Here is a 25483-nt window from a genome sequence, read left to right on the forward strand (position 1 = left end):
CACGAGCGTAGCAATGGCAGGATTGAGGCCATGAGCGAGAGCTTCCCACGACTGTCTGCCAGGACCCGCCGGTTCACGCTGGGAGTGCCCAGAGGCTTCACGATCTCCCCGGACGGCGGCCGGGTGGTGTTCCTGCGGACGAAGTCGGGCACCGACCCGGTGACCTGCCTGTGGGAGCTCGACACGGAGACGCATGTCGAGCGCCTGGTCGTCGACCCGCGCACGCTGCACGCCTCCGAGGAGGATCTGCCGCCTGAGGAGCGGGCCAGGCGCGAGCGCAGCCGCGAGGCGGCCGGCGGCGTGGTGGCCTTCGCCGCCGACTCCGAGCTGACCAGGGTCTGTTTCGCCCTGTCCGGCGGGCTCTACGTGGTCGACCTGGCGGGCGGGGATGCGCGCAGGCTTGACACGCCGGGTGCGGTCATCGATCCACGGTTGTCCCCCGACGGGCGGCATGTCGCGTACGTCACGGGTGGCGCCCTGCGCGTCCAGGACCTGGGCTCGGGCGCGGACCGTGCGCTGGCCGAGCCGGAGTCGGAGACGGTGACGTACGGGCTGGCCGAGTTCATCGCCGCCGAGGAGATGGACCGGATGCGCGGCTACTGGTGGGCGCCGTCGAGCGACGCGCTCCTGGCCGAGCGCGCCGACGAGGCGCCCGTGCACGTGTGGCACATCGCCGACCCGGCCAACCCCGACCGTCCGCCCGTGGCCCAGCGCTATCCGGCCGCCGGGACGCCCAACGCGGCCACCGAGCTGTTCGTGCTGGGGCTCGACGGGTCGCGGGTGGCGGTGCCGTACTCGGAGGAATACCTCACCACGGCGGCTTGGGACTCCCACGCGCTCTCGATCGTGACGCTGACCCGCGACCAGCGGACGATGCGGCTGTTCACGGTCGATCCGGCGACGGGCGCGTCCACGCTGGTGCGCGAGGACACCGACCCCGCCTGGGTCGACATCGTCGGCGGCGTGCCCGCGCACCTCGACGACGGTTCGCTGGTGTGGGTGGCCAACTCCGAGGGCGGTCACCGGCTGTTCGTGGGCGACCGCGCGGTCACGCCCCCGACGCTGCAGGTGCGGGCCGTGCTCGACGTCGACCACGACAGCGTGCTGTTCAGCGCGAGCGGCGACCCGACCGAGATCCACCTGTGGACCTGGGACGGGCATTCATTGCTGCCCGTCTCGACCCGTTCCGGGGTGTTCTCGGGGCGGATGTCGGGCGGGGTGGGCGTGCTCACCGAGCAGAGCCTCGAAGCCGAGGGCGTCTCGACCACGGTCGTACGACGCGACGGCATGGCGGTGCCGATCCCGTCGTTCGCCGAGCGTCCCGGCCTCGACCTGCGGGTCTCGATCGGGCGTGCCGGCCGCCGCGAGCTGGCCACCGCCGTGGTGCTGCCTTCCTGGTACGAACAGGGGTCGGGCCGGCTGCCGGTGCTGATGGACCCGTACGGCGGGCCGCACGCGCAGCGGGTGCTCAACCGGCGCGGCGCGTTCCTGGAGAGCCAGTGGTTCGCCGAGCAGGGCTTCGCCGTCATCGTCGCCGACGGGCGCGGCACCCCCGGCCGGGGCACCGACTTCGAACGTGCCGTGCTCAACGACCTCGCGACCCCCGCGCTCGACGACCAGATCGACGCCCTGCAAGGCGTGGCCGAGCAATATCCTGACGACCTCGACCTGACGAGGGTGGCCATCCGCGGCTGGTCGTTCGGCGGTTTCCTGGCCGCCCTCGCGGTGCTGCGCCGTCCCGACGTGTTCCACGCGGCGGTGGCGGGCGCGCCGGTGACGGACTGGCGGCTGTACGACACCTGCTACACGGAGCGCTACCTCGGCCACCCCGACCAGCAGCCGGAGATCTATGAGAAGTCCTCGCTGTTCGCGGACGCGGCCAAGCTCGAACGCCCGTTGCTGCTGATCCACGGCCTGGCGGACGACAACGTCGTGGCCGCCCACACGCTCCGCCTGTCCTCGGCCCTCCTCGCGGCCGGGCGCGCGCACAGCGTGCTGCCGCTGTCGGGCGTGACCCACATGACGCCGCAGGAGGTCGTGGCGGAGAACCTGCTCCTGCTCCAGGTGGACTTCCTCAAGCGGTCCCTGGGCTGAGCCCGCGGCTGTCAGAGGGCGGCGGACGCGCCGAAGGCGGCGGGCTTGCCGAGGGTGGCAGGTTTCGTGGGAGGGCGGCGGACTTGCCGGAGATCCACCGGCAAGCCCCCCGGGTCCCACCCCCGCCTTCCCCGCACCACCGCCTTCCCCGCACCACCGCCTTCCCCGCACCACCGCCTTCCCCGCACCACCGCCTTCCCCGCACCACCGCCTTCCCCGCACCCCCGCCTTCCCCGCACCACCGCCTTCCCCGCACCACCGGTTCACCCCGAAACCGTTCACTCCCGGAATCGTTCACTCGGGCACCGCCGCTCACTAGCGCACCCGCTCGGGCACCGCCGCTCACTCTTGCACCACCGTTTCACCCTCGGCAGCGGCGCCTTGTCCCACTGCCGCCTGCAGGGACGGACGTTCCATGGCGTTGGCCAAGCACCCCGGACACCCGCGACAATCAAGCCACGGTCTGTCAACCCCTGGTCCGACCCGCCACCCCCGAAAACCAAACCCAGGTCCGACGCGATCCCACCACCCGCTCCGGCATCGTGAACGCCATGCCGAATCCCCTCACCATCACCAAGCCCCTCACCATTACCAAAGCCCTCGCCATCACCTTGGCCCTACTCAACGCAGCAGCCCTGAACCCCACACCGGCCGTAGCCGCAGCCACAGGCCCCGCAACGCTCTCGCCATCCACCCTGAAATGGGAGCCGTGCCCCAACGACAAGATCGGCATGGACTGCACCGACCTCCAAGTCCCCGTGGACTGGCAGAAACCCACCGGCCGAAAGATCACCCTTAAGGTGGGCCGTCTGAAGGCGACCACCGGCACCTCAAAAGGCTCGGTCCTGGTGGCCTATGGCGGCCCCGGCGGCCCGGGCATCTCCCTGACCCAGTCCCTCTCCTCCTGGTGGGCCGATCTGCGCCAGCAGCAGATGGACCTCGTCACGTGGGACACCCGCGGCTACGGCAGCGAGCAGTTCCAAGGTCTCAGCACGGGCCTGCCGTGCACCTGGACCCGCATCCCCATCGCCGACTTCCCGAGGGACGACGCCGACTTCGGCCGCCTGTCCGACGCCAACCGAGGCTACGCCGAAGCCTGCCGCCTCAAGGACCCCGAGCTGTTCGCCAACATGAGCTCGGCAGACCAGGCCAGGGACATGGAGGCGATCAGAAAGGCCCTCGGCGAGGACACGCTCAACTACTACGGCGCCTCCTACGCCGGCTTCTACGGCCAGGCCTACGCCCGCCTCTTCCCTGACCGGGTCCGCACGATGGTGCTCGACGGCACCTGGAACCACAGCGCCGCCGACTGGCGACGCGAGCTGGAAGAGACGGCCAAGATCAACGACCAGATGATGCGGCGCTTCTTCACCTGGTGTACCTCCCACGCCTGCGCGGACGTGCCAGCCCTCTGGCGTGCGCTCGTCGCCCGAGCCGACCGCACCCCGATTCCCACCACAACAGAAAACGTCGCCTACAAGGCCCGCGACCTCCAGTCCTTCGCACTGGCCCTCGCCCGCCAGGGCGCCCCGGCCTGGCCCAAGTTGGCCGGCGCGATCCGCAAGGCGAGCAAGGGCGACGCCTCCGACTTCGTCCCTGCTCGTGGCGGCCGCTACCCCGACCAGGCCACCGGCGTGACGGAATGCACCGACTGGCCCCGCTTCGCCAACCGCAAGGAAATGACCGCGTTCATCAGCCGCCTGCGCAAGATCGCCCCCAACACGGGCACCGCCAACACCATCGCCGCGGGAACCCTCAACTGCATCGGCTGGCCCGTTCCGGTAACCAACCCACCCGCCGCCCTCCCCAAAGACCTGCCCCCCATGCTCGGAGCAGGCGCGTGGGGCGAGTCGGATGCGGTGGCCCGCGTGCTGTCCCAGGTGCCGGGCAGCGTCACCATCCACCACGACGGCCCCGGACACACCCTGTACGGAGTCAACACCTGCGCCCGCAACCACATCAACCGCTACTTCACCGACCGCACCCTGCCAGAACCAAAAACCCGATGCTGACGCCCCGCAGGCTCACCCACTGACCCCACAATCCACACCACCGGGTGCCGGAACCGGCCTACCACCACCGACACCTCCAGTACCGAACTGGCCTACCACCACCCACACCACCAGTACCGAACTAACCCACCACCACTCACACCACCAGTACCGAACTGACCCACCAACACCCACACCACCAGCATCGGAACCGGCCCATCAACCCCCGCACCACCTGTGCTGGGACCACCGAACCCCCACCATCACCAAACGTGCACTGAGAGCGGACGTGCCGCTATTAGGACCGGCGGACCGTGCCGGTATTGGACTGATTGACCTTGAGCCATCGGCGGGCCACAGCACCTCAATGCAATGCGCGCTGGAGCAACTCCTGCAGAGTGGTCTGCTCCTGCGGGGTGAGCCCGGCCATCGGCGAGCCCTCCGTGAGCTTCTCGATCAACCGCGCACGGAGTTCGACCCCTTCGGGGGTCAGGACGAGTTGCTTGGCCCGGCGATCGGTCGGGTGCGGCCGGCGTTCGACGATGCCCTGCTCCTCCAACCGGTCAACCACGAACGTGGCGTTGGACGGCTCGCATCCCATCCGATCGGCCAGATCACGCATGGTCAACGGCCCGGTGAGCTCGCGCAGCGCGGTCGCCTGGGGTGCGGTCAGGTCCAGCGCCGCCGCCCGTTCCCGGACGTGTCCCTCGATCTGTCTGGACAATGCGCTGACCAGCCCACACAGGTTCCGCTCGGCGATGGCCTGGGCCTCCGCTTCGGCAAGAGAACCCTCGAACGACGACGTCATACAGCCAGATTACCTCAAGTCATTATATTTGCAGCTTGAATAGTTCTATCTGTAAGTTCCTCGCATGAGCACCTACGAAGAGCGCCTGAACCGCCCGTCCCCCATCCGGTCGCTCCAGCTGGGAGACCTCAAACTCAGCTACGTGCCCGATGGGGTGGTGAGGCTGAAGCCGTACGGGTGGCTGCCCGCCGCGACCGAGCGAGACTGGGAGGACAACGCCGCCTTCCTCGACGACGGAGGAAACCTGGTGGCCACGATCGGCGGGCTGCTCGTCGAGCACGGCGAGAGAGCCCTGATGATCGACGTCGGTGTGGGGCCCGTGTCGCTGCCCGACGACCCAGGCAATCCGCTGATCGGCGCCCTGCGCGGGGGCGACCTGCTGGACAGCCTCGCCAAACTCGGCCGCCGCCCGGGGGACATCGAAGCAGTGGCCTTCACCCACCTGCACATCGACCATGTGGGCTGGGGCTACCACCCGGCGCCGGACAACGACCGGCCCGCCTTCACCGGGGCCGACTACCTGTTCTCCGAGCCCGAATGGTCACAACGTCATTTGAGCACCGCACACGGCACGACCGAGGAGATGCTCGCCACGCTGGCCACCCGGGCGCGCACGGTCACAAACGGCGAGGAGATCTTCCCGGGGGTGCGCCTGCTACTCACCCCAGGCCACACGATCGGTCACGCGAGCTACACGATCGAGTCCGGCGGCCGGCGCCTGATCGCATTCGGCGACGCCCTCCACTCCGCCGTCCAGATCCGCCACCCGGAGTGGTCGGCCGGCTCAGACCTGGACTCCGTCGAATCAGCCGTGCACCGGCGCCGGCTGGTCCAGGAACTGCAGGAACCGAACACGCTCGGCTTCGGCGTGCACTTCGCCGACGTGGCGTTCGGCCGCGTGGACACCACCGCCGACGGCCCGACGTGGCACCCCGTCGCCTGACCGCCCCACACCATCCATGGCCTGACCACCGCACCCCAATGGCGTGCCCTCCCCACCCATGGCCTGACCGCTCTACCCCACACCGTGGCCCGGCCACTCCAACCCCACTCCATGGCCTGACCACTCCAACCCCACCCCGCCGCAACCCCGGTCCCGCACACCGTGCACCGCTCGGCAACCGGACGCCCGGCCCGACCGGGTTCCGTCAGCGAGCGGCCCACCCCCCAGAGCACACCGCCCGCCCACCGTGCCCAACCGGCCGGAACCTAACCAGCCGGTGCTCGACCCGGAGCCCGAGCGGCCGGTGCTCGACCCGGAGCCCGAGCGGCCGGTGCTCGACCCGGAGCCCGACCGGGTTCCGTCAGCGAGCGGGCCCCGACCGACCGGTGCCGGGCCCGGTACCCGATCGACCGGTGCCTGCTCGATCAGAGGCGGGCGAGGGCCGACTCCTGGGCTGGCCGAGGAGGCGGGCGAGGGCCGGCTCCTGGGCTGGCCGGGCGGGATCGGGCGGGCGCCGGAGGGGCACCAAGGGCATCCCCAAGGGCGCTGATGACGGGAACCCGCTGGTGCCGTCCCCCCGGCTCAGGGTACGCCCGTGGCGGAGGTGGACGGGGGTGGGACAGGAGCCAGTGGGGGCTGAGGTAGCAGGAGCGGGTGGATGGGGGTGGGCCAGGAGTGGGTGACGGTGAGGTGTCAGGAGCGGGTGGGGGTCGGGGTGCCGTGCCAGCTGCTCCAGAGGGCCGCGTACGAGCCCCCCTCCGCCACCAGGTCCTCATGCGACCCCAGCTCGGTGATCCGCCCGTCCTCCACCACGGCCACCCGGTCGGCGTCGTGTGCCGTGTACAGGCGGTGCGCGATGGCGATCACCGTCCGGCCCTCCAGGACGGCGGCCAGTGAGCGTTCCAGGTGCCGGGCGGCCCGGGGGTCGATGAGCGAGGTGGCCTCGTCGAGCACCAGGGTGTGGGGGTCGGCGAGCACCAGGCGGGCGAGGGCGAGTTGCTGGGCCTGCGCGGGCGACACCGCGAGCCCGCCCGACCCCACCTCGGTCTCCAGCCCCGAGGGCAGCCCCCGCACCCAGTCCAGTGCGTCCACCGCCTCCAGCGCCTTCAGGACGGCGGCGTCGGAGGCGTCGGGACGGGCGATCAGCAGGTTGTCCCGCAGCGACCCCTTGAACACGTGGTGCTCCTGGGTGACCAGCGCGACGTGCCCGCGCAGGTCGTCCAGCGGCAGGTCCACCAGGGGCACCCCGCCCACGGTCACCGCGCCGGTACGCGGCCCGTGGATCCCGGCCAGCAACCGCCCCAGCGTGGACTTCCCGGCCCCCGACGGCCCCACCATGGCCAGCCGCTCACCGGGCTGGACGGTCAGCGACACGCCGTGCAGCACGTCCCGCCCCTCCCGGTACGCGTACCGGACCCCGGACGCCTCCAGCAGTTCCCCCGTGGGCCGCTCCGAAGAGGCCACCCGATCGTCGGGTACGTTGGCCACCCCCAGCAGCCGGGCCATCGAAGCCCCGCCCACCTGCAACTCGTCGATCCACATCAGGAACCGGTCCAGCGGGTCGATGAGCTGCTGCGCATAGAGCGTGGCGGTGGCCACCTGGGCGAGCGTCACCCAGTCGCTGGCGTAGAACAGCCCGCCGACCAGCAGCGCGGCCACCACCGGGATCACGTAGCCCAGCTCGACGGCGGGATACCACCGGGTGCGGAGGCCGAGGGTGTACCGCTCGGCCGCGAACGACCGCGCGATGTCCCCGTCCGTACGCGCCCGCCGCCGCTCCCGCAGCCCCAGCGCCTCCACGGCCCGGGCACCCTCGACGGTCTCGGCCAGGCCCTCGGTCACGTCGGCGTAGGCGGCGTTCTCGCGGAGGTAGCCGTCACGCGCCCGCCGCAGGTACCGGCGGGTGGAGATGTAGATCACCGGCCCCGCCGCCAGCATCGGCAGCATGAGCAGCGGGCTGACCAGCAGCATCGCGCCGATCGTGATCACGAAGGTGACCATGGCGATCAGCGTCTCGGGCACGGCGTGCCGCACGGTGCGAGAGAGCGCGTCCACGTCGCGGGAGGTCCTGGTGATGAGGTCACCGGACCCGGCCCGCTCGACGGTGGAAAGCGGCAGGCCGAGCACCCGGTCCACGAACTCCTCGCGCAGCTCGGCGAGCACCTTCTCGCCCAGCCTGGCCGAGGCCAGCACGGCGTACCGCATGAGAACGCCCTGCAGCAGCAGGAACCCGCCGATGGCGGCGGCCACGACGGCGACGTTGACCTCGGCGCCGTACTGGACGTTCTGGACCAGTTCGCCGAGCTGCCACGGCACGACCAGCCCGGCGACGGCGGCCAGGCCGTGCAGGAGCAGGGTGAAGGCGAGCCGGCGCGGATATTTCAGGGTCAGCCGTCTGGCGTAGGCACGCACTTGTTTCCGGTCGGCGACCGGCAGGATCTCACGGGCCATGGCTCTCTCAGTCCTCCGCCGAACAGTCAGAGGCGGTCACCACGAAGCCCACCGCCGGGAAGTCAGGGGCGATCTGGAAGAAAGCCGCCCCCGGAAAGTCAGGGGCGATCTGGAAGAAAGCCGCCCCCGGAAAGTCAGGGGCGGCCTCGACGAAACCCACCCCCGGAAGGTCAGGGGTCACGACGGAACCGCCCACCGCGAGGGCGTCGCAGGTCATCAGGTCGGTCCTCACCGCGCAGGTCATCACGTCAGTCCTCCCCGCGCGTCACGGTCGCCGCGTATTCGGGCGAACTGTCCAGCAACTGCCGATGCGTCCCCTCCGCCAGCACCCGCCCGCCCTCGACATAGATCACATGCTCGGCCCGATCGAGCACCAACGGGCTGGTCGTGCAGATCATGGTGGTCTGCCCGGCGCGGGCCTTGGCCAGCCGCTCGGCGATGCGGGCCTCGCTGTGGGCGTCGACGGCGCTGGTCGGCTCGACCAGGATGAGCACCTCCGGGTCGGCCAGCAGCGCCCTGGCCAGGCGCAGCCGCTGCTGCTGCCCGCCGGAGAACTCCCGCCCCGCCTCGGCCACCTGGGCGTCGAGCCCCTCGGGCAGGGCCTCGACGATGTCGGTGGCGCAGGCGGCGTGCAGGGCGTCGCGGATCTGGTCGCCGTCGGCCTTCCCGCGTACGTCCAGCTCGTCGCGGAGCCGGCCGTTGAACAGCCGGGCGCCGTTGTCGGCGACCACGATCCGGGAGCGGACCTGGTCGAGCGGCAGCGTCCGCAACTCCTCGGCGCCGAAGGTGACGTCGCCGTCGGCGTAGCGGCCGAGCCGGTCGGCGATGGCGATGGCCTCTTCGGGGGTGCCGGCGGCGACGGCGGTGAGCGAGCCGGGTTGGAGCGTGACACCGCTGTACGAGTCGCGCAGCACCCCGCCCTCGCTGCTCCCCGTGCCGCCGGTGATCTCGGGCTCGATGGACAGGATCCGGATCACCCGTCCGGCCGCGACATGGCCCTTGGTGAGCTTGTCGGCGGCCTCGGTGAGCGTGCGCATGGGCCCGATGAGGAACACCGCGTACAGGTAGAAGGCGACGAGCTGCCCGGTGGGGATCTCACCGGCGACGGCGAAGGTGGCACCGACGCCGGTGACGATCGCGATGAGCAGCCCCGGCAGCACGATCTGGGCGCCTTCGAGCACCGACTCGACCCCGGCGACCCGCACCCCGGCCCGGCGCACGCGTTGCGACTCGTCACGGTAGCGCTCGGAGAACACCTGCTCCCCGCCGATCCCGCGCAGCACCCGCAGCCCGGCCACGATGTCGGCGGCCCTGGTGGACAGCTCGCCGGACAGCTCGCGCTGCGTGCGCTGCCGTCCGTGCAGCGGCCGCAGCAGCGGGCCGACGGCGAGGGCCATGAGCGGCACCCCGAACAGCACCAGCAGTCCGAGCGGCAGCGAGGTGGAGATGAGGATCACGGTGACGGTGACGATGGCCACGATCGCGCCGGTGCTGCGCAGCAGGATGTCCATGGAGCTGCCGATGTGGGCGATGTCGGAGTTGCCGACGCTGACGACCTCGCCGGTCGAGAGCCGTTTCGGCAGCGTGGCGCCGAGCCTGGTGGCCTGGCGGGTGGTGAGCTGCACGGTGCGGTAGGCGGCGGCCAGCCAGTTGTAGACGGCCATCCGGTGCCGCATGACCCCGGTGAACGCCTGGATCAGGCCGAGCCCGAACAGGATCGCCGCCCACAGCCACAGCGCCCCGGTGTCCTTGGCGGTGACGGCCTCGATGCCCTTCCCCAGCACGGCCGGCATCAGGGCCTGCACCAGCCACCACAGGGTGGCGAAGCCGATGCCCGCGAGAAGGGATGACGCCTGCCGCCCCGCGTTCCACCACAGGAAACGAAGAGGGCTGCGTATGTCGGGCACGCCGGGATCGGCTTCAGGAAGGGAGCGCATAGCCTGACAACCTTGACAAGGCACCCCCCGGCCCGGCAAACCATTTTCGCTGAACACGGGCCACCCCTACAGCGTGCGGAATGCCCGCAGCGTGTACACCAGCGCCGCCGCCGCCGTCACCGCCAGCAACAGGTAACCAATCGTGTACGCCCCGGTGGCCGTGTACACCGCCCCCATCACCAGCGGCGGGAAATACCCCCCGAGCCCGCCGGCCGCCCCCACCAGCCCGGTCACCGTCCCCACCCTGGACGCCTCGACCAGCCGGGCCACCAGCGCGAACACCCCACCCGTACCCAGCCCCAGGAAGAACGCCATGAGCACGAAGCTCACCCCGGCGGGCACCTCGACCGGCGGCTTGAGCGCCAGCACGAGCGCCAGCAGCACGGTGCCGCCGAACGAGATCAGCAGCACCCTGACCGCCCCGATCCGGTCGGAGAGCGTGCCGCCGAGCGGCCTGGACAGCACCGCCGCGATCGAGAACCCGGCCGTGCGCAGCCCGGCGTCGGTCTGGACGAAGTGGTAGACGTTCTGCAGCAGCGTCGGCAGGTACGTGGAGAAGGCCACGAACCCGCCGAACGCCACCGCGTACAGGAAGGCGCACTGCCAGGTCGCCCTGATCTTCGTGGCCTCCCGCATCCTGGGCAGGGCGGGGGAGGTCGCGGGCGACCACGCCGGCGAGTCCCGGCTGCCGCCCATCATGATCACACCCATCAGCGCCAGCATCGCCGCCATGAGGATGTGCGCGGCCGGCCGCCCGAACTCCTCGACCACGCGCGGCGTGAAGAACGCCGACAGCGCCGTGCCGCCCATGCCCGCCCCGAACACGCCGGTGGCGAAACCCCGCCGGGCGGGCTCGTACCAGGCGTTCACGAACGGGATCCCGATCGCGAACGACGTGCCGGGGATGCCCAGCAGGAACCCCCAGAACAGCAGCCAGCCGTACGAGTCCGACCAGCCGACGAACAGGACCGGCACGATCGACACGAAACAGATGATCGCGAACATGCGCCGCCCGCCGAGCCTGTCGGCCAGCACCCCCACCGGGATCCGCCCCAGCGAGCCGACCAGTACCGGGATCGCCACCAGCAGCGATGTCTGCGTCGGCGACAGGCCCAGTTGCCTGCTGTAGCTCCCTGACAGAGGCCCGATGAGGTTCCAGGCCCAGAACGTCACGGCGAACGCCGCCGTGGCCAGAGCCAGGTTCCGCACCTGACCTTTACGAAGCTCAGACATACACCCTGTGTAACAGAGGGTCACCTTCTGTGATGAAGTGGGGGTATGAGCGCCGAGGACGTCCTGCTGAAGACCGGCCGCTTCCTGCGCAGATCGACGACCACCGGCGACCTGCACACCCTTTTCCTGAAGGGCGGCACGGAAGGCGACGCCTTCTACCGTGACCGCTGGAGCCACGACAAGGTGGTCCGCTCCACGCACGGCGTGAACTGCACGGGCTCGTGCTCGTGGAAGGTGTACGTCAAGGACGGCATCATCACGTGGGAGACCCAGGAGACCGACTATCCGAGCGTGGGCCCCGACCGCCCCGAGTACGAGCCGCGCGGCTGCCCGCGCGGCGCCGCCTTCTCCTGGTACACCTACTCGCCGACCCGGATCCGCTACCCGTACGCGCGGGGTGTCCTGGTCGAGATGTACGCGGAGGCGAAGGAACGCCTCGGCGACCCGGTGGCCGCGTGGGCCGAGATCACCACAGATCCCGACAAGAGGGCGAAGTACCAGAGCGCCAGAGGCCACGGCGGCCTCGTCCGCGTCAGCTGGGATCTGGCCACCGAGCTGATCGCCGCCGCCCACGTCCACACCATCAGGACCTACGGCCCCGACCGGATCGCCGGGTTCTCCCCCATCCCGGCCATGTCGATGGTCTCCCACGCCACCGGCGCCAGGTTCGTGTCCCTGATCGGCGGCACGATGCTGTCCTTCTACGACTGGTACGCCGACCTCCCGGTGGCCTCCCCGCAGGTGTTCGGCGACCAGACGGACGTGCCGGAGTCGGCGGACTGGTGGGACGCCGCGTACCTGATGATGTGGGGCTCCAACGTTCCCGTCACCCGCACCCCGGACGCCCACTGGATGGCCGAGGCCCGCTACCGGGGCCAGAAGGTCGTGGTGATCTCCCCCGACTACAGCGACGCGGCCAAGTTCGCCGACGAGTTCCTCTCCGTGCGGCCCGGCACGGACGGGGCGCTGGCCATGGCGATGGGGCACGTGCTGCTGAAGGAGTTCTTCGTCGACCGGGAGACCCCCTATTTCGCCGACTACGTCAAGCGCTTCACCGACCTGCCGTTCCTGGTCACGCTGGAGCGGCACGGGGACGCGTACGTGCCCGGCAGCTTCCTCACGGCCAGGGACCTGGGCTCGGAGGAGGAGGCGGCCGAGCATAAGACCGTCCTCATGGCGGAGACCGGCGAGCCCGTGGTCCCGAACGGCTCGGCCGGCTTCCGCTGGACGGACTCCGGCATGGGCCGCTGGAACCTGAACCTGGACTCGCCCCCGAAGCTCACCCTCTACGGGGCCGAGGCGGCCGAGGTCCTGCTCCCCCGCTTCGACGGCGGCCATTCGGTCCGCAGAGGCGTCCCCGTCCACCGGATCGCCGGCCGGACGGTCACGACGGTCTACGACCTCCTCCTGGCCCAGTACGGCGTGCACCGCCCCGGCCTGCCGGGCACCTGGCCCACCGGCTACGACGACCCGGCGGAGCCCTACACGCCCGCCTGGCAGGAGCCCATCACCGGTGTGCCGGCCGGACGGGCGGTGAAGATCGTCAGGGAGTTCGCCAGGACGGCGGAGGCGACCCGGGGCAGGTGCATGATCATCCTGGGCGCCGGTGCCGCCCAGTGGTTCCACGGCGACACGATCTACCGGGCCTTCCTGTCGCTCCTCGTCCTGACCGGCTGCCAGGGCCGCAACGGCGGCGGCTGGGCCCATTACGTCGGACAGGAGAAGTGCCGCCCGCTGGCCGGCTGGTCCCTGCTGGCGGGCGCCCTCGACTGGGCACGGCCACCGAGGCAGGTCCCCGGGACCATGTACTGGTACCTGCACACCGACCAGTGGCGCTACGACCACTTCGACGCCGGCGAGCTGACCAGCCCACTGGCCAGGGGCGCGTTCCGGGGCAAGCACACGGCCGACCTGGTGACGGAGTCGATCCGCAACGGCTGGATGCCGATGGCGCCCGCCTTCGACCGCAACCCCCTGGAGCTGGGCGACGCCGACGACCCCATCGCGTACACCCGGGCCGAGCTCGCGGCGGGCCGGCTCAGGCACGCGGCGGAGGACCCGGACGACCCGCGCAACTGGCCCCGCGTGCTGACCCTCTGGCGCTCGAACCTGCTGGGCTCCTCCGCCAAGGGCAACGAGTATTTCCTGCACCACCTCCTCGGTACGGCCTCCAACCTGCGGCACCCCGACCCCGACGCGCCGGTGGGCAAGCTGGACCTCCTCCTGACCCTGGACTTCCGGATGACCAGCTCCACGGTCTTCTCCGACGTCGTGCTGCCCGCCGCCACCTGGTACGAGAAGTACGACCTGTCCTCCACGGACATGCACCCGTTCGTGCACGCCTTCAACCCGGCCATCAACCCGCCCTGGGAGACGAGGACCGACTTCGCCGCCTTCCACGCCATCGCCCGCGCCTTCAGCGACCTCGCCAAGAAGCACCTGGGAGTCCGCAGGGACGTGGTGGCGCTCGCGCACCAGCACGACACCCCGGGCGAGCTCGCCGGTGACCGGGGCCCCGACCTCAAGGTGGTCGAACGCGACTACGGCGCGACGGCGGAGAAGCTGGCCGCCCTGGGCCCGCTCACGGAGAAGCTGGGCATCCCGGTCAAGGGCGTGACGTTCCTGCCCGACGAGGAGGTGACCTGGCTGGGCGAGTGCTGCGGCCTGGTGCCGCGCGGCGCGGCCAAGGGCAGGCCGGAGCTCGACACCGAGAGCAAGTCGTGCGAGACGATCCTCGCGCTGTCGGGGGTGAGCAACGGCCGGCTGGCCGTGCAGGGCTTCCGGCAGCTCGCCCGGCGCACGGGTGCGAACCTCGACGGTCTGGCGCACGAGGGGCACCGCATCGTCTTCGGCGACACCCAGGCCAGGCCCACCCACGTCGCCACCAGCCCCGAATGGTCGGGCAAGGAGTCGCACGACCGCCGCTACTCCCCCTTCACGATCAACGTCGAGCACGGCAAGCCCTGGCACACGCTGACCGGCCGCATGCACTTCTTCCTCGACCACGAGTGGATGCACGAGTACGGCGAGGCGCTCCCGGTCTACCGCCCCCCGCTGGACCTGGCCGCGCTGTACGGCGAGAGCGGCACCCTGCGCTACCTGACCCCGCACAGCAAGTGGTCGATCCACTCGGAGTACCAGGACAACCTCCTCATGCTCTCCCTCTCCAGGGGCGGCCCGACGATCTGGATGTCCACCGAGGACGCCGCCGGCCTGGGGATCGCGGACAACGACTGGGTGGAGGCGGTCAACCGCAACGGCGTGGTCGTGGCCCGGGCCGTCGTCTCACACCGCATGCCGAAGGGCACCGTCTACATGCACCACGCCCAGGACCGCCTGATCGACGTGCCGAAGTCGGAGGCCACGGGTCTCAGGGGCGGCATCCACAACGCCCTGACCAGGGTCCTCATCAAGCCCACCCACATGATCGGCGGCCACGCCCAGCTCTCGTACGCCTTCAACTACCTGGGTCCCACGGGCAACCAGCGCGATGAGATCACCACCATCCGGCGCAGATCACAGGAGGTGCGGTACTGATGAAGCCGATGGCCCAGATCGCCATGGTGATGAACCTGGACAAGTGCATCGGCTGCCACACCTGCTCGGTCACCTGCAAGCAGACGTGGACCAACCGGCCCGGTGTCGAGTACGTCTGGTTCAACAACGTCGAGACCCGCCCCGGCCAGGGCTATCCCCGGCGCTACGAGGACCAGGAGCGCTGGCGGGGCGGCTGGGAGCTGACCCGCCGGGGCGCGCTGAAGCCGAGGGCGGGAGGCCGACTGCGCAAGCTGCTGAGCATCTTCGCCAACCCCCTGATGCCCTCCATCCAGGACTATTACGAACCCTGGACCTACGACTACGAGAACCTCACCACGGCCCCGCTGTCCGGCGACGTCCCCGTGGCGCCGCCCCGGTCCCTGATCAGCGGCGAGCCGATGAAGATCGGCTGGAGCGCCAACTGGGACGACAACCTGGGCGGCGACCCGAGCCCCGACCCGGTGCTGGCGAAGGTGTCGGACCAGGTCAAGTTGGACTTCGAGCAGGCGTACATGTTCTACCTGCCGCGCATCTGCGAGCACTGCCTCAACCCGTCGTGCGTGGCCTCCTGCCCGTCGGGGGCGCTGTACAAGCGGTCCGAGGACGGCATCGTGCTGGTCGACCAGGACCGGTGCCGGGGCTGGCGCATGTGCGTGACGGGGTGCCCGTACAAGAAGGTGTACTTCAACCACAAGACCGGCAAGGCCGAGAAGTGCACGTTCTGCTACCCGCGCGTGGAGGTGGGGCTGCCCACGGTCTGCTCGGAGACCTGCGTGGGCCGCCTGCGCTACCTGGGCGTCCTGCTGTACGACGCCGACCGGGTCACCGAGGCCGCCTCGGTGACCGACGAGCACGACCTGTACGAGGCGCAGCTCGACCTCTTCATCGACCCGCACGGCCCCGAGGCAGAGACGGCCGGCCTGCCCGCCGACTGGCTGGAGGCCGCCCGCAGATCGCCCGTCTACGACCTGATCAAGAAATACCGGATAGCGCTGCCGCTGCACCCGGAGTACCGCACGCTGCCGATGGTCTGGTACGTCCCGCCGCTCTCCCCCGTCGTGGACGCCCTGTCCACCACCGGCCACGACGGCGAGGACGCGGACAACCTGTTCGCCGCCATCGAGTCGCTGCGCATCCCCATCGACTACCTGGCCGAGCTGTTCACCGCCGGGGACCCCGCGCCCGTGACCGCCGCGCTGCGCCGCCTGGCCGCGATGCGCTCGTACATGCGGGCGGTCAACCTCGGCGAGCGGCCGGTCCTGCCGGACGCCGGCCTGTCCGAGGAGGAGCTGCGCGCCATGTACCGCCTGCTGGCCCTGGCCAAGTACGACGAGCGCTACGTGATCCCGACCGCCTACGGCAACCCGCCGGGTGTCGTGGAGGAGGGCGGCTGCAGCCTCGACTACGACGGGGGGCCGGGCATGCAGGGCCCGTTCGGCGAGGCGTCCGGCAAGCCGGCCCCGATCTCGATCGAGAGCTTCCACGGCCTGAAGGAGCGCCAGACCAGCGACGAGATCACCCGCGACCGGGTGAACCTGCTCAACTGGGACGGCCGCGGCACCCCGGCGGGCCTGTTCCCACCAAGGAGGAAGAAGTCATGACCCAGGCCGTCGTCTGGCAGGCCGCCGCCCACCTGCTCGCCTATCCCGACGAGCGCTTCTGGCGCCGCCTGCCGCTCATCAAGGAGGCCGCCGAGCCGCACTTCGGCACGTTCCTCGGGCTCGTCTCCGGCCTGGGCCCCGGTGAGCTGGCCGCGCACTACGTGGACACGTTCGACCTGCAGCGGCGCTGCTGCCTCTACCTGACCTACTACACCGACGGCGACACCCGCCGCCGCGGCGAGTCGCTGGCCGCGCTGAAGAGCCGCTACCGGGCGGCGGGCTGGGAGCTGATGGACGACGAGCTGCCGGACTTCCTCCCGGTGCTGCTGGAGTTCGCCGCCGTCGACCCCTCGGGCGCCGCGCTGCTGGTGGAGCACCGGGCCGGGCTCGAACTGCTGCTCACCGCCCTGACCGAGCGCGACTCGCCGTACCGGCACGTGATCGGCACGGTGTGCGCGGCCCTGCCGCCCATCAGCGCCGCGGACCGGGCGAAGGCCGCCCGCCTGGCCGCCGCCGGGCCGCCGGCCGAGAGCGTGGGAGGCTACCTGTGACCTGGGTCGAGAGCGCGCTGTGGGTGGTCGCGCCGTACCTCACCCTGGTGATCTTCGTGGGCGGGCTGATCTGGCGTTACAAGTACGACAAGTTCGGCTGGACCACCCGCTCCTCCCAGCTCTACGAGAGCCCGCTGCTGCGCGTGGCCAGCCCGCTGTTCCACTACGGCCTGCTGTTCGTGATCGTCGGCCACGTGACTGGCCTGCTCATCCCGATCGCCTGGACCGACGCCGTCGGCGTGTCCAACGATGTCTACCACCTCAACGCGCTCATCTGGGGCGGCCTGGCCGGCGTGGTCACCCTGGTGGCGCTGGGCCTGCTCGTCTACCGCCGCCGCACCCAGGGCCCCGTGTTCCTGGCGACCACGGTCAACGACAAGGTGATGTACCTGGTGCTGGCCGGGTCCATCGTCGCGGGTGTGGTGACGACGGTGGCGGGGTTCGTGCCGAGCGAGGTCAGCTATCGCACCACGGTCGCGCCCTGGTTCCGCGGGATCTTCATCCTGCGGCCGGACGCCGAGGCGATGGCGCGCGCGAGCGATCTTTACAAGGTGCACACACTCATCGGGATGGTGCTGTTCGTACTTTTCCCGTTCAGCCGCTTGGTGCACGCGCTTTCCGCTCCGTTGGGCTATTTGTTCCGTCCTTACATCGTGTATCGGAGCCGTCCGGATGGCGTGCCGAGGCGCCCGGGAGGGGTCCGCGTACGCCAGAATCGACCCTTGTGAAGCACGGGTACACCAACAGCACATTCGGCGACGGCGCCCTGGTCGTGAAGTGCTACCAGGGTCCCGAGGCGGCGTTCAGGCTGAGCACGGAGAGCCGATACCTGCGCCGCCTGCGCGGCCGTCTCCCGGTCCCCCGCGTCCACCAGGTCACCGCCACCAGCCTGACCACCCGTTTCGTGGACGGCTCCCACGGCCAGGACCTCCTGGACGAGGGCCGGGCGGTGGAGGTGTTCACCGAGTGCGGGCGCATGCTGTCGCGCATCCACCGGCTCGGCATCGTGCACGGCGACTACGGCCCGCAGAACATGCTGTTCAACCCGGCCACGTTCGAGACCATCGCGATCCTCGACTGGGAGTGGGCCCACCCGGGCCGGCCGGTCGAGGACCTGGCCTGGCTGGAGTGGATCGTCCGCAGCCACCACCCCGAGCACGTGCCGCTGCTGTCGCACTTCTTCACCGCGTACGCCGAGCCCGTCCCCGCCTGGCCGGAACGCCAGGCGGCCATGGTGGCGCGCTGCCGCGACCTGCTCGACTTCTGCGCCCGGTGGGAGCCGGGCGGGGGCGGCGAGAAGCTCTGGCGCGAGCGCCTCGACGCCACCGCCGCCTGGACCGAATAGTCCGCGTCCCGTTCCCCTCCGCGCCCTCCCGCACCCCGGTGTCCGGCGGGTGGAGCACGTCCCGGACCGCCGGCCCGACGAGCACCCGGCCGAAGCACCACCGCTCCCGCACCGACCGCCACCCGCGCCCTTGACCGGTTCTGTCGGTGTCCTTTGCTTGACTCGGGGCATGACCGATCAGGTGATCCTCGTCCTCGGCGCCACGGGCTCCACCGGCCGTCGCGTGGCCGACCTGCTGAGAGCTGCCGGCCACCCCGTGCGCGCCGCCTCCAGGAGCGGCGAGACCAGGTTCGACTGGTCCGCGCCCGACACGTGGGAGGCCGCCGTGTCCGGCGCGTCGGCCCTCTACCTGATGGCCCCCGACGGCATCCCGGTCGATCCGGCGTTCGTGTCCCTGGCCGTGGAGCGGGGCGTCGAGCGGGTCGTGCTGCTGTCCAGCGGGAGCATCGAGACCATGGGCGACGAGCGCCTCCTGGCCGCCGAGCGCACGGTCCGCGGCTGCGGCGCCGCGTGGACGATCCTGCGGCCGAGCTGGTTCGACCAGAACTTCGACGAGGGCTTCTTCCGACCGGCGATCATGGCGGGCGAGCTGATGCTGCCGCTCGGCGACGTGGGTCAGGCATTCGTCGACGCCGGCGACATCGCGGCCGTGGCCGTGGCGGCCCTCACGGGAAAGGGCCACGAGGGGCGCTCCTACGAGGTCACCGGGCCGCGCTCACTGCCGTTCGAGGAGGCCGTGCGGATCGTCGGCCGGGCGGCCGGGCGCGAGGTGCGCTATCTGGGCGGCGACGAGGACTACATCGCGGCCAACGGCTTCTCCGGGGAGTCGATCCAAGCGGCCAAGGCGTTCGCGGCCCTGCGCGCCCTCGGCGACCAGCCGGTCGCGGAGACGGTGAGCCAGGTGACGGGCCGCCCGCCCAAGTCCTTCGAGACCTACGCCGAGGAGGCCGCCGCCGCCGGCGCCTGGCGCTGACCCGGGCCCCGGCTCGCCGCCTGACTCCTATCCCGGCCCCGGCTCACCGCCTGGCGCTGACCTCCGCTCACCTCCTGGCCCCGACCCGGCTCACCGGAGCTGCCTGACCAGCTCCACCGCCTCGCCCAGCAGCCCCACCTCGCGCTCGGTGAGCCCCTGGTCCTCGTCCCGGCGCGCCTTGACCCGGTCGAGCGGCTCGCCCACGTCCAGGTCGCCGCCCAGCTCCGCCGCCAGCGCGACGAGCGTCGACCGCGCCGTCCGCGCGAACGCGAACTCCGGGTCCACGGCCACCTGCGCGAGGATCAGCGCCGACATCGCGTTGTCCAGCGCGGGCGGCCCCTCTCCGGCGTTGCACCAGTCGATCACCACCGGGCCGCTCGCCGTCAGCATCACGTTGTCCGGATGCAGGTCCAGGTGCAGGATCCGGTCGGCGGGGTCCGACGACTCCATGGCCGGGATCTCGTGCAGCCGCCGCAGCAGCCGCGCCTGGATCGCACCGGCCTCCTCGGGTGTGAGCTCCCCGTCGACCACGGCCCGCAACATCGTCGGCCCGGACAGCCGCCCCATCACCAGGTCGGTGGCGTCGCTCTCATCGGGATAGACCTCGGGAACGGGATAACCGTGCCCGGCCACGTACGCCATGACCGCCGCCTCCCCCGCGGTGTCGACCTCCCTCCGGTAGCGGCGTAACACCCGCCCGCCCCCGATCGCGTACACGTCCGCGCTGCGCCCCGTCCCCACCAGCTCCCCGAGCTCCATGAGCCCAACCTACGCGGCGATCCGCTCCAGCTCGGCGCGTTCGGCGGCGTGCTCGCGAGCCATCGCGTCGGCCAGCTCCCGCACCTCGGCGGCGCCGCCCGAGCTCCGCTCGCCGTCGGCGACCAGCACGAGCTGATCCAGGTACGCCCGGAGCAGCTCGGTGAACCGCCGGTCGAAGCCGCGGCCCCGCGACCCCTTCAGCGCCTCCAGTTCCTCGGCTGTGGGCATGCCCGGCATGTCGTGCTGGGCGTGCGGGTTCTCGCCGGTCATCCGGGCCCGGACGAGCAGCGCGCGCAGCCGCCCGCGCCCCGCCTCATGCGCCCTGCCCAGCCGCGCCGCCAGCTCGCCCAGCGGCCGCTCGGCCGCACGCTCTGGGGCGAGCGCGAGGAGGGGCAGCGCGCGCGTGTGCAGCGCGTCGGCGAGTTGCAACCAGGCCACATCGGTCGTGCTGAACCTGGGGCCGGCGTCGGGCTCGGCGACGGGCTCGACCGGAGCCGAGCAGCCCACCAGGGCCAGGACCAGAATCGGCAGCAGGCATCGCAGCACCGGCACTCCCCGGGGCCAGGTCCGGGCGGGAGCGGCATCCCGCCCGGACGGTGGAAAGGATCTACGACGGGCGCCCGTCGGCGCCGCACTTGATGATCGGGCGGATGCAGTCCCGCACCCGGCGCTCCATCTCGGCCACCGGCCAGGCGTTGAAGAAGTCGCCGTGCATCGTGAACCCGCCTCCCGACGACAGCCGGAAGTGCGAGGGGTCACCGCTCACCGGGTAGCGGATCACCTGCCGCAACTTCGGCACCGGCACGGGATGCGTGCTCGGGCACGCCCCCGCCACCGGATAGGCCATGTGGCTCTTGTGGTCGGCGGAGTCCAGGTCCCGCCCGTTCCAGCACTGCGGGAAGTCCAGGTACGACTCCAGCATCGTCCCCGACGGGCAGTTCACGAAGTCCTTGGACGCCCCCACGTGCCCGGCGTGCAGGCAGGACCACCGGGAGATCGTCGTGCTGTCGGGCCCGGTCGCCCTGGCGTTGCCCGCCACGATCCGCAGCCCCAGCGGCAGCGGCTGGATCCTGGCGATGATGTCGTCACGCACCCCCTCGCCGAGGTAGTAGAAGGTGACGATGGCCGGCTCGACGGGCGCGCCGTCCCGGTAGAGGGTCGGCACCCAGTACGACGACGTGTCCACGGCCGGGTTGCAGTTGGTGGCGCCGTTCAGCAGGTCGTTGAGCTGGGTGTGGGCGTTGGTGACCCGGCTGCCGAAGAAGCTGTGCATGTGCGAGGCGCCGGGCAGCCCGGGGAAGACGATCGGGTCGTCGGGCAGCCGGTGGCTGAACGGGCAGTCGGCGAGGAACTCCGCGACCCGTACGGGCTCGGCCACCGCCGGGCGCGGGGCCACGGCGAACGTCGCGAGCAACACGGACAGCAGGGCGATGAGACGTGAGGCGAGCATGGCGGCTCCCTTGGTGATCATTGGTAGACCCGCACGTAGTCGACGAGCATCCGGGACGGGAACGGCGTGGCCGTGTTGGGCGGGCCCGGCCAGTCGCCGCCGACCGCGAGGTTGAGGATGAGGTAGAAGGGGTGGTCGAAGATCCAGGGGCCGCGCGTCTGCTCCACCTGGTCCTTGCTGAGCGTGAACACCGTCCGGCCGTCCAGCGTGTAGACGATGCCCTTGCTGTCCCAGTTGGCGGCCCAGACGTGGAAGTCGTCGGAGTAGTCGGCGCCGTTCGGCAGCGTGTACGGCGACCCGATGCCCCCGCCGCCGTTGTACGCGGGCGCGTGGACCGTCGAGTACGACGTCTTCACGTCCTTGCCGAGGACCTCCATGATGTCGATCTCGCCGTTGTACGGCCACGGCCGCCCGGTCAGGAAGTCCGCCCCCATCATCCAGAACGCCGGCCAGAGCCCGTTGCCCTTGGGCACCTTGATCCGGGCCTCGACCCGGCCGTAGGTGAAGTGGAACTTCGTGCCGGTGTTCATCCTGGCGGAGGTGTACTGGCAGGTGGTGCTGCCGGTCAGCGGATCGGGCGGGCAGGCGGACCCGGGTGTGGCCTGCTTGCGCGCCTCCATGACCAGGTGGCCCTGGCCGTCCATGGAGGCGTTGTCGTGGTTGGTGTAGTACTCCAGCTCGTTGTTCGGCCCCGTGCCCGGGTCCGCCCGCCACTTGGCGGCGTCGGGCTTGCTGCCGGCCGGGCCGTTGAACTCGTCGCCCCACACCAGGGCCGGCGGGTTCGCGGGATCCTTCGGCGGGGCCGGCGGGTCGGTCGGGTTGCCCCCGGTGCCGTACACCTGGAACTCCCACAGGCTGTAGCCGTAGGCGGTGGCGCGCTGGGTGCCGTACATGCGGACGTACCTGCCGGTGCCGCTCACGCTCAGCGTCTGCTTGAACCCGCTGCCGCTGGTCGTGTTGTGGACGGTCGTCCAGGTGTTCGCGTCGTTGGACACCTGGAGCTGGTACGACCTGGCGTAGGCCGGGTCCCACTGCAGGACGACCTTGCTGATCTGCGCGGTCGCGCCGAGGTCCACGTAGATCCAGCCCGGGTCCGTCCAGGCGGCGGTGGCCCACCGGCTGGCCGGGTCCAGGTCGAACGCCCTGGCCGCGGTGCACTCCCAGCAGTTGCCGTCGTGCTGGGAGCTGGAGGCGACGCCGGGCTTGTTGTAGGACAGCAGCCGCTCGCCGCCGGAGCTGCCGCCGGTCCCGTACACCTTGAACTCCCAGAGGCTGTAGCCGTACTGGGTGGCGCGCTGGGTGCCGTGGACGCGGACGTACCGGCCGCTGCCCGAGACGGTCAGGGTCTGGTTCCCGCCGGTCGCGGTGGTCGTGGGGTGGAGGGTGGTCCAGGACGTGCCGTTGGCGGACACCTGCACCTGGAAGGCGGTGGCGTACGCGGCCTCCCAGCTCAGCTCGACCTGGGTGACGGCGACGGTGGAGCCGAGGTCCACCTGGATCCACTGCGGATCGGAGAAGGCACTCGACCAGCGGGTGCCCGCGTCGCCGTCCACGGCGGCGGAGGCGGGGAAGGCGGCGTTCTCGGCGGAGGAGGCGGTGGCGGGTTTGCCCTGGGACAGCAGGGGGTCGGCGGCGCGGGCGGGCAGCACCGCCACCAGCGACATGGCGAACATGAGGGCGACGAGCGTCGCCAGGCGGCGTAAACCTGGGCTGCGGGGTGGACTCACGACGTCTCCGTCAAACTGGAGGGATGGTTCGAGGGAGCGCTCCCTGAGATGGAGACTGCTCGCGTCCCCAACCTCTGTCAAGGTCTGGGTTAACCTTTCGGAAACCTCCTCGACGCATCAGAGAGCGCTCTCTCCCTGCCGCTCTGAACCCCGCCGTTCACCCTGACCGGCCACGATGTGCGCGAGGGCGACGAAACGCCCTCACCCCTCCCCGGGGCCGAAGAAACCCCGGGCTCCACCCCGTCTTGACTCTCCCCCGCCCCGCGGTTCACCCTTCTGAGGGAGCGCTCTCTCAGCACGGAGGAGGCAGGTGAACCGTCCAACGTCGGAGGCGGCACCCGGGCCGGGTTCGACCGCGGCCCGGGCACCCCCGTACTCCTCCCGGCCGAGCTGATCGTGCGGAAGGGGCGGCTGATCAGCCCTTGATGCAGATGAGCTGCCGCAGGTGAGCGACCACCTGCACCAGATCCCGCTGCGCCGCCATCACGGACTCCAGGTCCTTGTACGCCCCCGGGATCTCGTCGATCACCCCGGGGTCCTTGCGGCACTCCACACCCGCGGTCTGCTCCTGCAGGTCCTTGACCGTGAACGTCTTCTTGGCCTTGGTCCTGCTCATCTTCCGCCCCGCGCCGTGCGAGGCCGAGTTGAAGGCCGCGCTGTTGCCCAGGCCCTTGACGATGTACGTGCCGGTGGCCATCGAGCCCGGGATGATCCCCAGCTCACCGCTGCCCGCCCGGATCGCGCCCTTCCGGGTGACCAGCACGTCGACCCCGTCGTACCGCTCCTCGGCGACGTAGTTGTGGTGGCAGGAGATGGGCTGCTCGAACGCGATGTTCGGCAGGTGACGCCGCAGCACGTCGCACACCAGGCCCATCATGAGCGCGCGGTTGCGCCGCGCGTAGTCCTGGGCCCAGAACAGGTCGCGCCGGTAGGCGTCCATCTCCGACGTCCGGCCGAGGAACACCGCCAGGTCGCGATCCACCAGCCCCTGGTTGTGCGCCAGCCCGCGGGCCACCCCGATGTGGTGCTCCGCCAGCTCCTTGCCGATGTTGCGCGAGCCCGAGTGCAGCACCACCCAGACCCAGCCCTCGTCGTCCGCGCACACCTCGAGGAAGTGGTTGCCCCCGCCGAGCGTGCCCATCTGCACCTCGGCCCGCTCGCGCCGCGCCATCACGGCCGGCGCCAGGTCGTCGAAGCGCTTCCAGAAGTCCGCCCACCCGGCCGTGTTCAGCCCCTGCACCTGGCCGGGGTCGACCGGCCGCTTGTGGTGCCCGAACCCGACCGGCACCGCCTGCTCCAGCTTCCCGCGCAGGTAGGCCAGGTTGTCCGGGAGCTGCGAAGCCTGGTACGAGGTCTTCACGGCCGTCATCCCGCACCCGATGTCCACGCCGACCGCCGCCGGCGACACCGCGTCCTTCATCGCGATGACCGAGCCCACCGTCGCGCCCTTGCCGTGGTGCACGTCCGGCATGACGGCGACACCGTGGACCCACTCCAGGTTCGCCACGTTGCGAAGCTGCTGCATCGCCTGCGGATCGACCGCCTCCGGCTCCGCCCACATCCTCAGGGGCCGCCGGGTTCCGGTCACCTCGTTGTACGTCATCCTGTATCGCCTCCCTCCCGGTCACATCCCGAACGCGATCTATAACGCCAGAATCCCCATACCCACCGCAACCGAATTAGCCCGGCCGAATTGGACATCTGTCCGGCCCGATCAGCTCCAGGCTGATCCGCCGGTCCGCGCGAAGGCACCGAGCGGCTCGGCGGGCGGGTCGTCGATGCGCGCGACGATCGGCCCGATGCCCTGCTCGACCGGCATCCCGCAGCTTCTACGCCCCATCCCGTCGTTGATCACCAGTGCCTTCATGGGTTCCGCACGAGTTCTTCGTCACGTACGGCCGTCGGCGCCCCCGCCCTGCCGGGCAGCAGCGGCACGAGGGCCAGGACGCTCACCTTGGTGGCGACGGCGATCCAGAAGACCCCGCGCAGCCCGCCGATCGGGCCGGCCGCGGTCTGCACCACGAGCGTGACCAGGGCGACGCCGAGCGCCGCGCCGAGCTGGTTGAGCATGTAGAGAGCACCG

General features: G+C 70.9%; 22 protein-coding genes. 10 read left to right on the forward strand and 12 right to left on the reverse strand.

Annotated features, from left to right (window positions below; translation table 11 throughout):
- Positions 1-30 precede the first annotated feature (30 nt).
- Both AB0J69_RS19710 and AB0J69_RS19715 read left to right on the forward strand, forming a co-directional pair.
- On the forward strand, positions 31-2094 hold the full coding sequence (locus AB0J69_RS19710; RefSeq protein WP_364118763.1) for a prolyl oligopeptidase family serine peptidase: 2064 nt from the start codon (positions 31-33) through the stop codon (positions 2092-2094).
- Between the two features lie 551 nt (positions 2095-2645).
- A complete protein-coding gene (locus AB0J69_RS19715; RefSeq protein ID WP_364118765.1) occupies positions 2646-4106 on the forward strand; it encodes an alpha/beta fold hydrolase in 1461 nt (486 codons plus the stop codon).
- A 343-nt stretch (positions 4107-4449) separates the two neighbouring features.
- On the opposite strand, the gene AB0J69_RS19720 is transcribed toward AB0J69_RS19715, so the two are convergent.
- The gene (locus AB0J69_RS19720) at positions 4450-4893 is read right to left on the reverse strand and encodes a MarR family transcriptional regulator (protein ID WP_364118767.1); all 444 of its coding nucleotides are present in this window, start codon (positions 4891-4893) and stop codon (positions 4450-4452) included.
- A gap of 64 nt (positions 4894-4957) precedes the next feature.
- Here AB0J69_RS19720 and AB0J69_RS19725 point away from each other — a divergent pair, with 64 nt between their 5' ends.
- Both AB0J69_RS19725 and AB0J69_RS19730 read left to right on the forward strand, forming a co-directional pair.
- Positions 4958-5836 carry an MBL fold metallo-hydrolase gene (locus tag AB0J69_RS19725; protein ID WP_364118769.1) on the forward strand — a complete coding sequence of 293 codons (879 nt, stop codon included), beginning with the start codon at positions 4958-4960 and terminating at the stop codon, positions 5834-5836.
- Between the two features lie 247 nt (positions 5837-6083).
- Positions 6084-6386, forward strand: a complete 303-nt coding sequence (locus AB0J69_RS19730) for a hypothetical protein (protein WP_364118771.1) — start codon at positions 6084-6086, stop codon at positions 6384-6386.
- A 143-nt stretch (positions 6387-6529) separates the two neighbouring features.
- On the opposite strand, the gene AB0J69_RS19735 is transcribed toward AB0J69_RS19730, so the two are convergent.
- From AB0J69_RS19735 to AB0J69_RS19750, 4 genes are all read right to left on the reverse strand, one after another.
- Complete coding sequence (locus tag AB0J69_RS19735; protein ID WP_364118773.1) at positions 6530-8287, reverse strand: ABC transporter ATP-binding protein; 1758 nt, start codon at positions 8285-8287, stop codon at positions 6530-6532.
- 7 nt (positions 8288-8294) lie between these two features.
- A complete protein-coding gene (locus AB0J69_RS19740) occupies positions 8295-8504 on the reverse strand; it encodes a hypothetical protein (protein ID WP_364118774.1) in 210 nt (69 codons plus the stop codon).
- 31 nt (positions 8505-8535) lie between these two features.
- On the reverse strand, positions 8536-10224 hold the full coding sequence (locus AB0J69_RS19745; RefSeq protein WP_364118776.1) for an ABC transporter ATP-binding protein: 1689 nt from the start codon (positions 10222-10224) through the stop codon (positions 8536-8538).
- Between the two features lie 66 nt (positions 10225-10290).
- Positions 10291-11457: an MFS transporter gene (locus tag AB0J69_RS19750; RefSeq protein ID WP_364118778.1), complete on the reverse strand. Its 1167-nt coding sequence runs from the start codon at positions 11455-11457 to the stop codon at positions 10291-10293.
- A 45-nt stretch (positions 11458-11502) separates the two neighbouring features.
- On the opposite strand from AB0J69_RS19750, the gene AB0J69_RS19755 reads away from it, so the two are divergent.
- The 6 genes from AB0J69_RS19755 to AB0J69_RS19780 all read left to right on the forward strand — a co-directional run bounded on the left by AB0J69_RS19755 (position 11503) and on the right by AB0J69_RS19780 (position 19464).
- Positions 11503-14994 (forward strand): nitrate reductase subunit alpha, encoded by a 3492-nt coding sequence (locus AB0J69_RS19755; protein WP_364118780.1) that lies wholly within the window; start codon positions 11503-11505, stop codon positions 14992-14994.
- Positions 14994-16595 carry a nitrate reductase subunit beta gene (gene narH / locus AB0J69_RS19760; protein WP_364118782.1) on the forward strand — a complete coding sequence of 534 codons (1602 nt, stop codon included), beginning with the start codon at positions 14994-14996 and terminating at the stop codon, positions 16593-16595. Before AB0J69_RS19755 ends, narH begins: the two co-directional genes overlap by 1 nt.
- Positions 16592-17146: a nitrate reductase molybdenum cofactor assembly chaperone gene (narJ, locus tag AB0J69_RS19765; RefSeq protein WP_364118783.1), complete on the forward strand. Its 555-nt coding sequence runs from the start codon at positions 16592-16594 to the stop codon at positions 17144-17146. The genes narH and narJ overlap by 4 nt, the downstream gene beginning before the upstream one ends.
- Complete coding sequence (gene narI, locus AB0J69_RS19770) at positions 17143-17874, forward strand: respiratory nitrate reductase subunit gamma (protein WP_364118784.1); 732 nt, start codon at positions 17143-17145, stop codon at positions 17872-17874. Before narJ ends, narI begins: the two co-directional genes overlap by 4 nt.
- Positions 17871-18491 carry a phosphotransferase gene (locus AB0J69_RS19775; protein ID WP_364118787.1) on the forward strand — a complete coding sequence of 207 codons (621 nt, stop codon included), beginning with the start codon at positions 17871-17873 and terminating at the stop codon, positions 18489-18491. The genes narI and AB0J69_RS19775 overlap by 4 nt, the downstream gene beginning before the upstream one ends.
- Positions 18492-18660: 169 nt before the next feature.
- Positions 18661-19464: an NAD(P)H-binding protein gene (locus AB0J69_RS19780; protein WP_364118789.1), complete on the forward strand. Its 804-nt coding sequence runs from the start codon at positions 18661-18663 to the stop codon at positions 19462-19464.
- Positions 19465-19554: 90 nt separating this feature from the next.
- Here the strand turns inward: AB0J69_RS19780 and AB0J69_RS19785 are convergent, their stop codons facing one another.
- The 7 genes from AB0J69_RS19785 to AB0J69_RS19815 all read right to left on the reverse strand — a co-directional run bounded on the left by AB0J69_RS19785 (position 19555) and on the right by AB0J69_RS19815 (position 25470).
- Entirely contained in the window at positions 19555-20223 is a 669-nt protein-coding gene (locus tag AB0J69_RS19785) for a phosphotransferase (protein WP_364118792.1), read from the reverse strand.
- Between the two features lie 9 nt (positions 20224-20232).
- On the reverse strand, positions 20233-20769 hold the full coding sequence (locus tag AB0J69_RS19790) for a DUF305 domain-containing protein (RefSeq protein WP_364118795.1): 537 nt from the start codon (positions 20767-20769) through the stop codon (positions 20233-20235).
- Positions 20770-20830: 61 nt separating this feature from the next.
- Complete coding sequence (locus tag AB0J69_RS19795; protein WP_364118797.1) at positions 20831-21673, reverse strand: DUF1996 domain-containing protein; 843 nt, start codon at positions 21671-21673, stop codon at positions 20831-20833.
- A gap of 17 nt (positions 21674-21690) precedes the next feature.
- A complete protein-coding gene (locus AB0J69_RS19800) occupies positions 21691-23400 on the reverse strand; it encodes a discoidin domain-containing protein (protein WP_364118800.1) in 1710 nt (569 codons plus the stop codon).
- 415 nt (positions 23401-23815) lie between these two features.
- Positions 23816-25003: an RtcB family protein gene (locus AB0J69_RS19805; RefSeq protein ID WP_364118803.1), complete on the reverse strand. Its 1188-nt coding sequence runs from the start codon at positions 25001-25003 to the stop codon at positions 23816-23818.
- A gap of 111 nt (positions 25004-25114) precedes the next feature.
- Positions 25115-25267 carry a hypothetical protein gene (locus tag AB0J69_RS19810; RefSeq protein ID WP_364118805.1) on the reverse strand — a complete coding sequence of 51 codons (153 nt, stop codon included), beginning with the start codon at positions 25265-25267 and terminating at the stop codon, positions 25115-25117.
- Positions 25264-25470 carry a hypothetical protein gene (locus AB0J69_RS19815; protein WP_364118808.1) on the reverse strand — a complete coding sequence of 69 codons (207 nt, stop codon included), beginning with the start codon at positions 25468-25470 and terminating at the stop codon, positions 25264-25266. The genes AB0J69_RS19810 and AB0J69_RS19815 overlap by 4 nt, the downstream gene beginning before the upstream one ends.
- Positions 25471-25483: the final 13 nt, after the last annotated feature.

Origin of the sequence: Nonomuraea sp. NPDC049709 (assembly GCF_040674815.1) — a bacterium.
In the GTDB taxonomy this organism is placed as follows: domain Bacteria; phylum Actinomycetota; class Actinomycetes; order Streptosporangiales; family Streptosporangiaceae; genus Nonomuraea.

Coding starts and splice junctions, on each gene's coding strand:
- AB0J69_RS19815 (WP_364118808.1), bottom strand. CDS start 25,470: ATGCTCAACCAGCTCGGCGCGGCGCTCGGCGTCGCCCTGGTCACGCTC.
- AB0J69_RS19755 (WP_364118780.1), top strand. CDS start 11,503: ATGAGCGCCGAGGACGTCCTGCTGAAGACCGGCCGCTTCCTGCGCAGA.
- AB0J69_RS19710 (WP_364118763.1), top strand. CDS start 31: ATGAGCGAGAGCTTCCCACGACTGTCTGCCAGGACCCGCCGGTTCACG.
- AB0J69_RS19740 (WP_364118774.1), bottom strand. CDS start 8,504: ATGACCTGCGACGCCCTCGCGGTGGGCGGTTCCGTCGTGACCCCTGAC.
- narH (WP_364118782.1), top strand. CDS start 14,994: ATGAAGCCGATGGCCCAGATCGCCATGGTGATGAACCTGGACAAGTGC.
- AB0J69_RS19715 (WP_364118765.1), top strand. CDS start 2,646: ATGCCGAATCCCCTCACCATCACCAAGCCCCTCACCATTACCAAAGCC.
- AB0J69_RS19780 (WP_364118789.1), top strand. CDS start 18,661: ATGACCGATCAGGTGATCCTCGTCCTCGGCGCCACGGGCTCCACCGGC.
- AB0J69_RS19725 (WP_364118769.1), top strand. CDS start 4,958: ATGAGCACCTACGAAGAGCGCCTGAACCGCCCGTCCCCCATCCGGTCG.
- AB0J69_RS19745 (WP_364118776.1), bottom strand. CDS start 10,224: ATGCGCTCCCTTCCTGAAGCCGATCCCGGCGTGCCCGACATACGCAGC.
- AB0J69_RS19805 (WP_364118803.1), bottom strand. CDS start 25,003: ATGACGTACAACGAGGTGACCGGAACCCGGCGGCCCCTGAGGATGTGG.
- AB0J69_RS19795 (WP_364118797.1), bottom strand. CDS start 21,673: ATGCTCGCCTCACGTCTCATCGCCCTGCTGTCCGTGTTGCTCGCGACG.
- AB0J69_RS19810 (WP_364118805.1), bottom strand. CDS start 25,267: ATGAAGGCACTGGTGATCAACGACGGGATGGGGCGTAGAAGCTGCGGG.
- AB0J69_RS19750 (WP_364118778.1), bottom strand. CDS start 11,457: ATGTCTGAGCTTCGTAAAGGTCAGGTGCGGAACCTGGCTCTGGCCACG.
- AB0J69_RS19735 (WP_364118773.1), bottom strand. CDS start 8,287: ATGGCCCGTGAGATCCTGCCGGTCGCCGACCGGAAACAAGTGCGTGCC.
- AB0J69_RS19720 (WP_364118767.1), bottom strand. CDS start 4,893: ATGACGTCGTCGTTCGAGGGTTCTCTTGCCGAAGCGGAGGCCCAGGCC.
- AB0J69_RS19785 (WP_364118792.1), bottom strand. CDS start 20,223: ATGGAGCTCGGGGAGCTGGTGGGGACGGGGCGCAGCGCGGACGTGTAC.
- narJ (WP_364118783.1), top strand. CDS start 16,592: ATGACCCAGGCCGTCGTCTGGCAGGCCGCCGCCCACCTGCTCGCCTAT.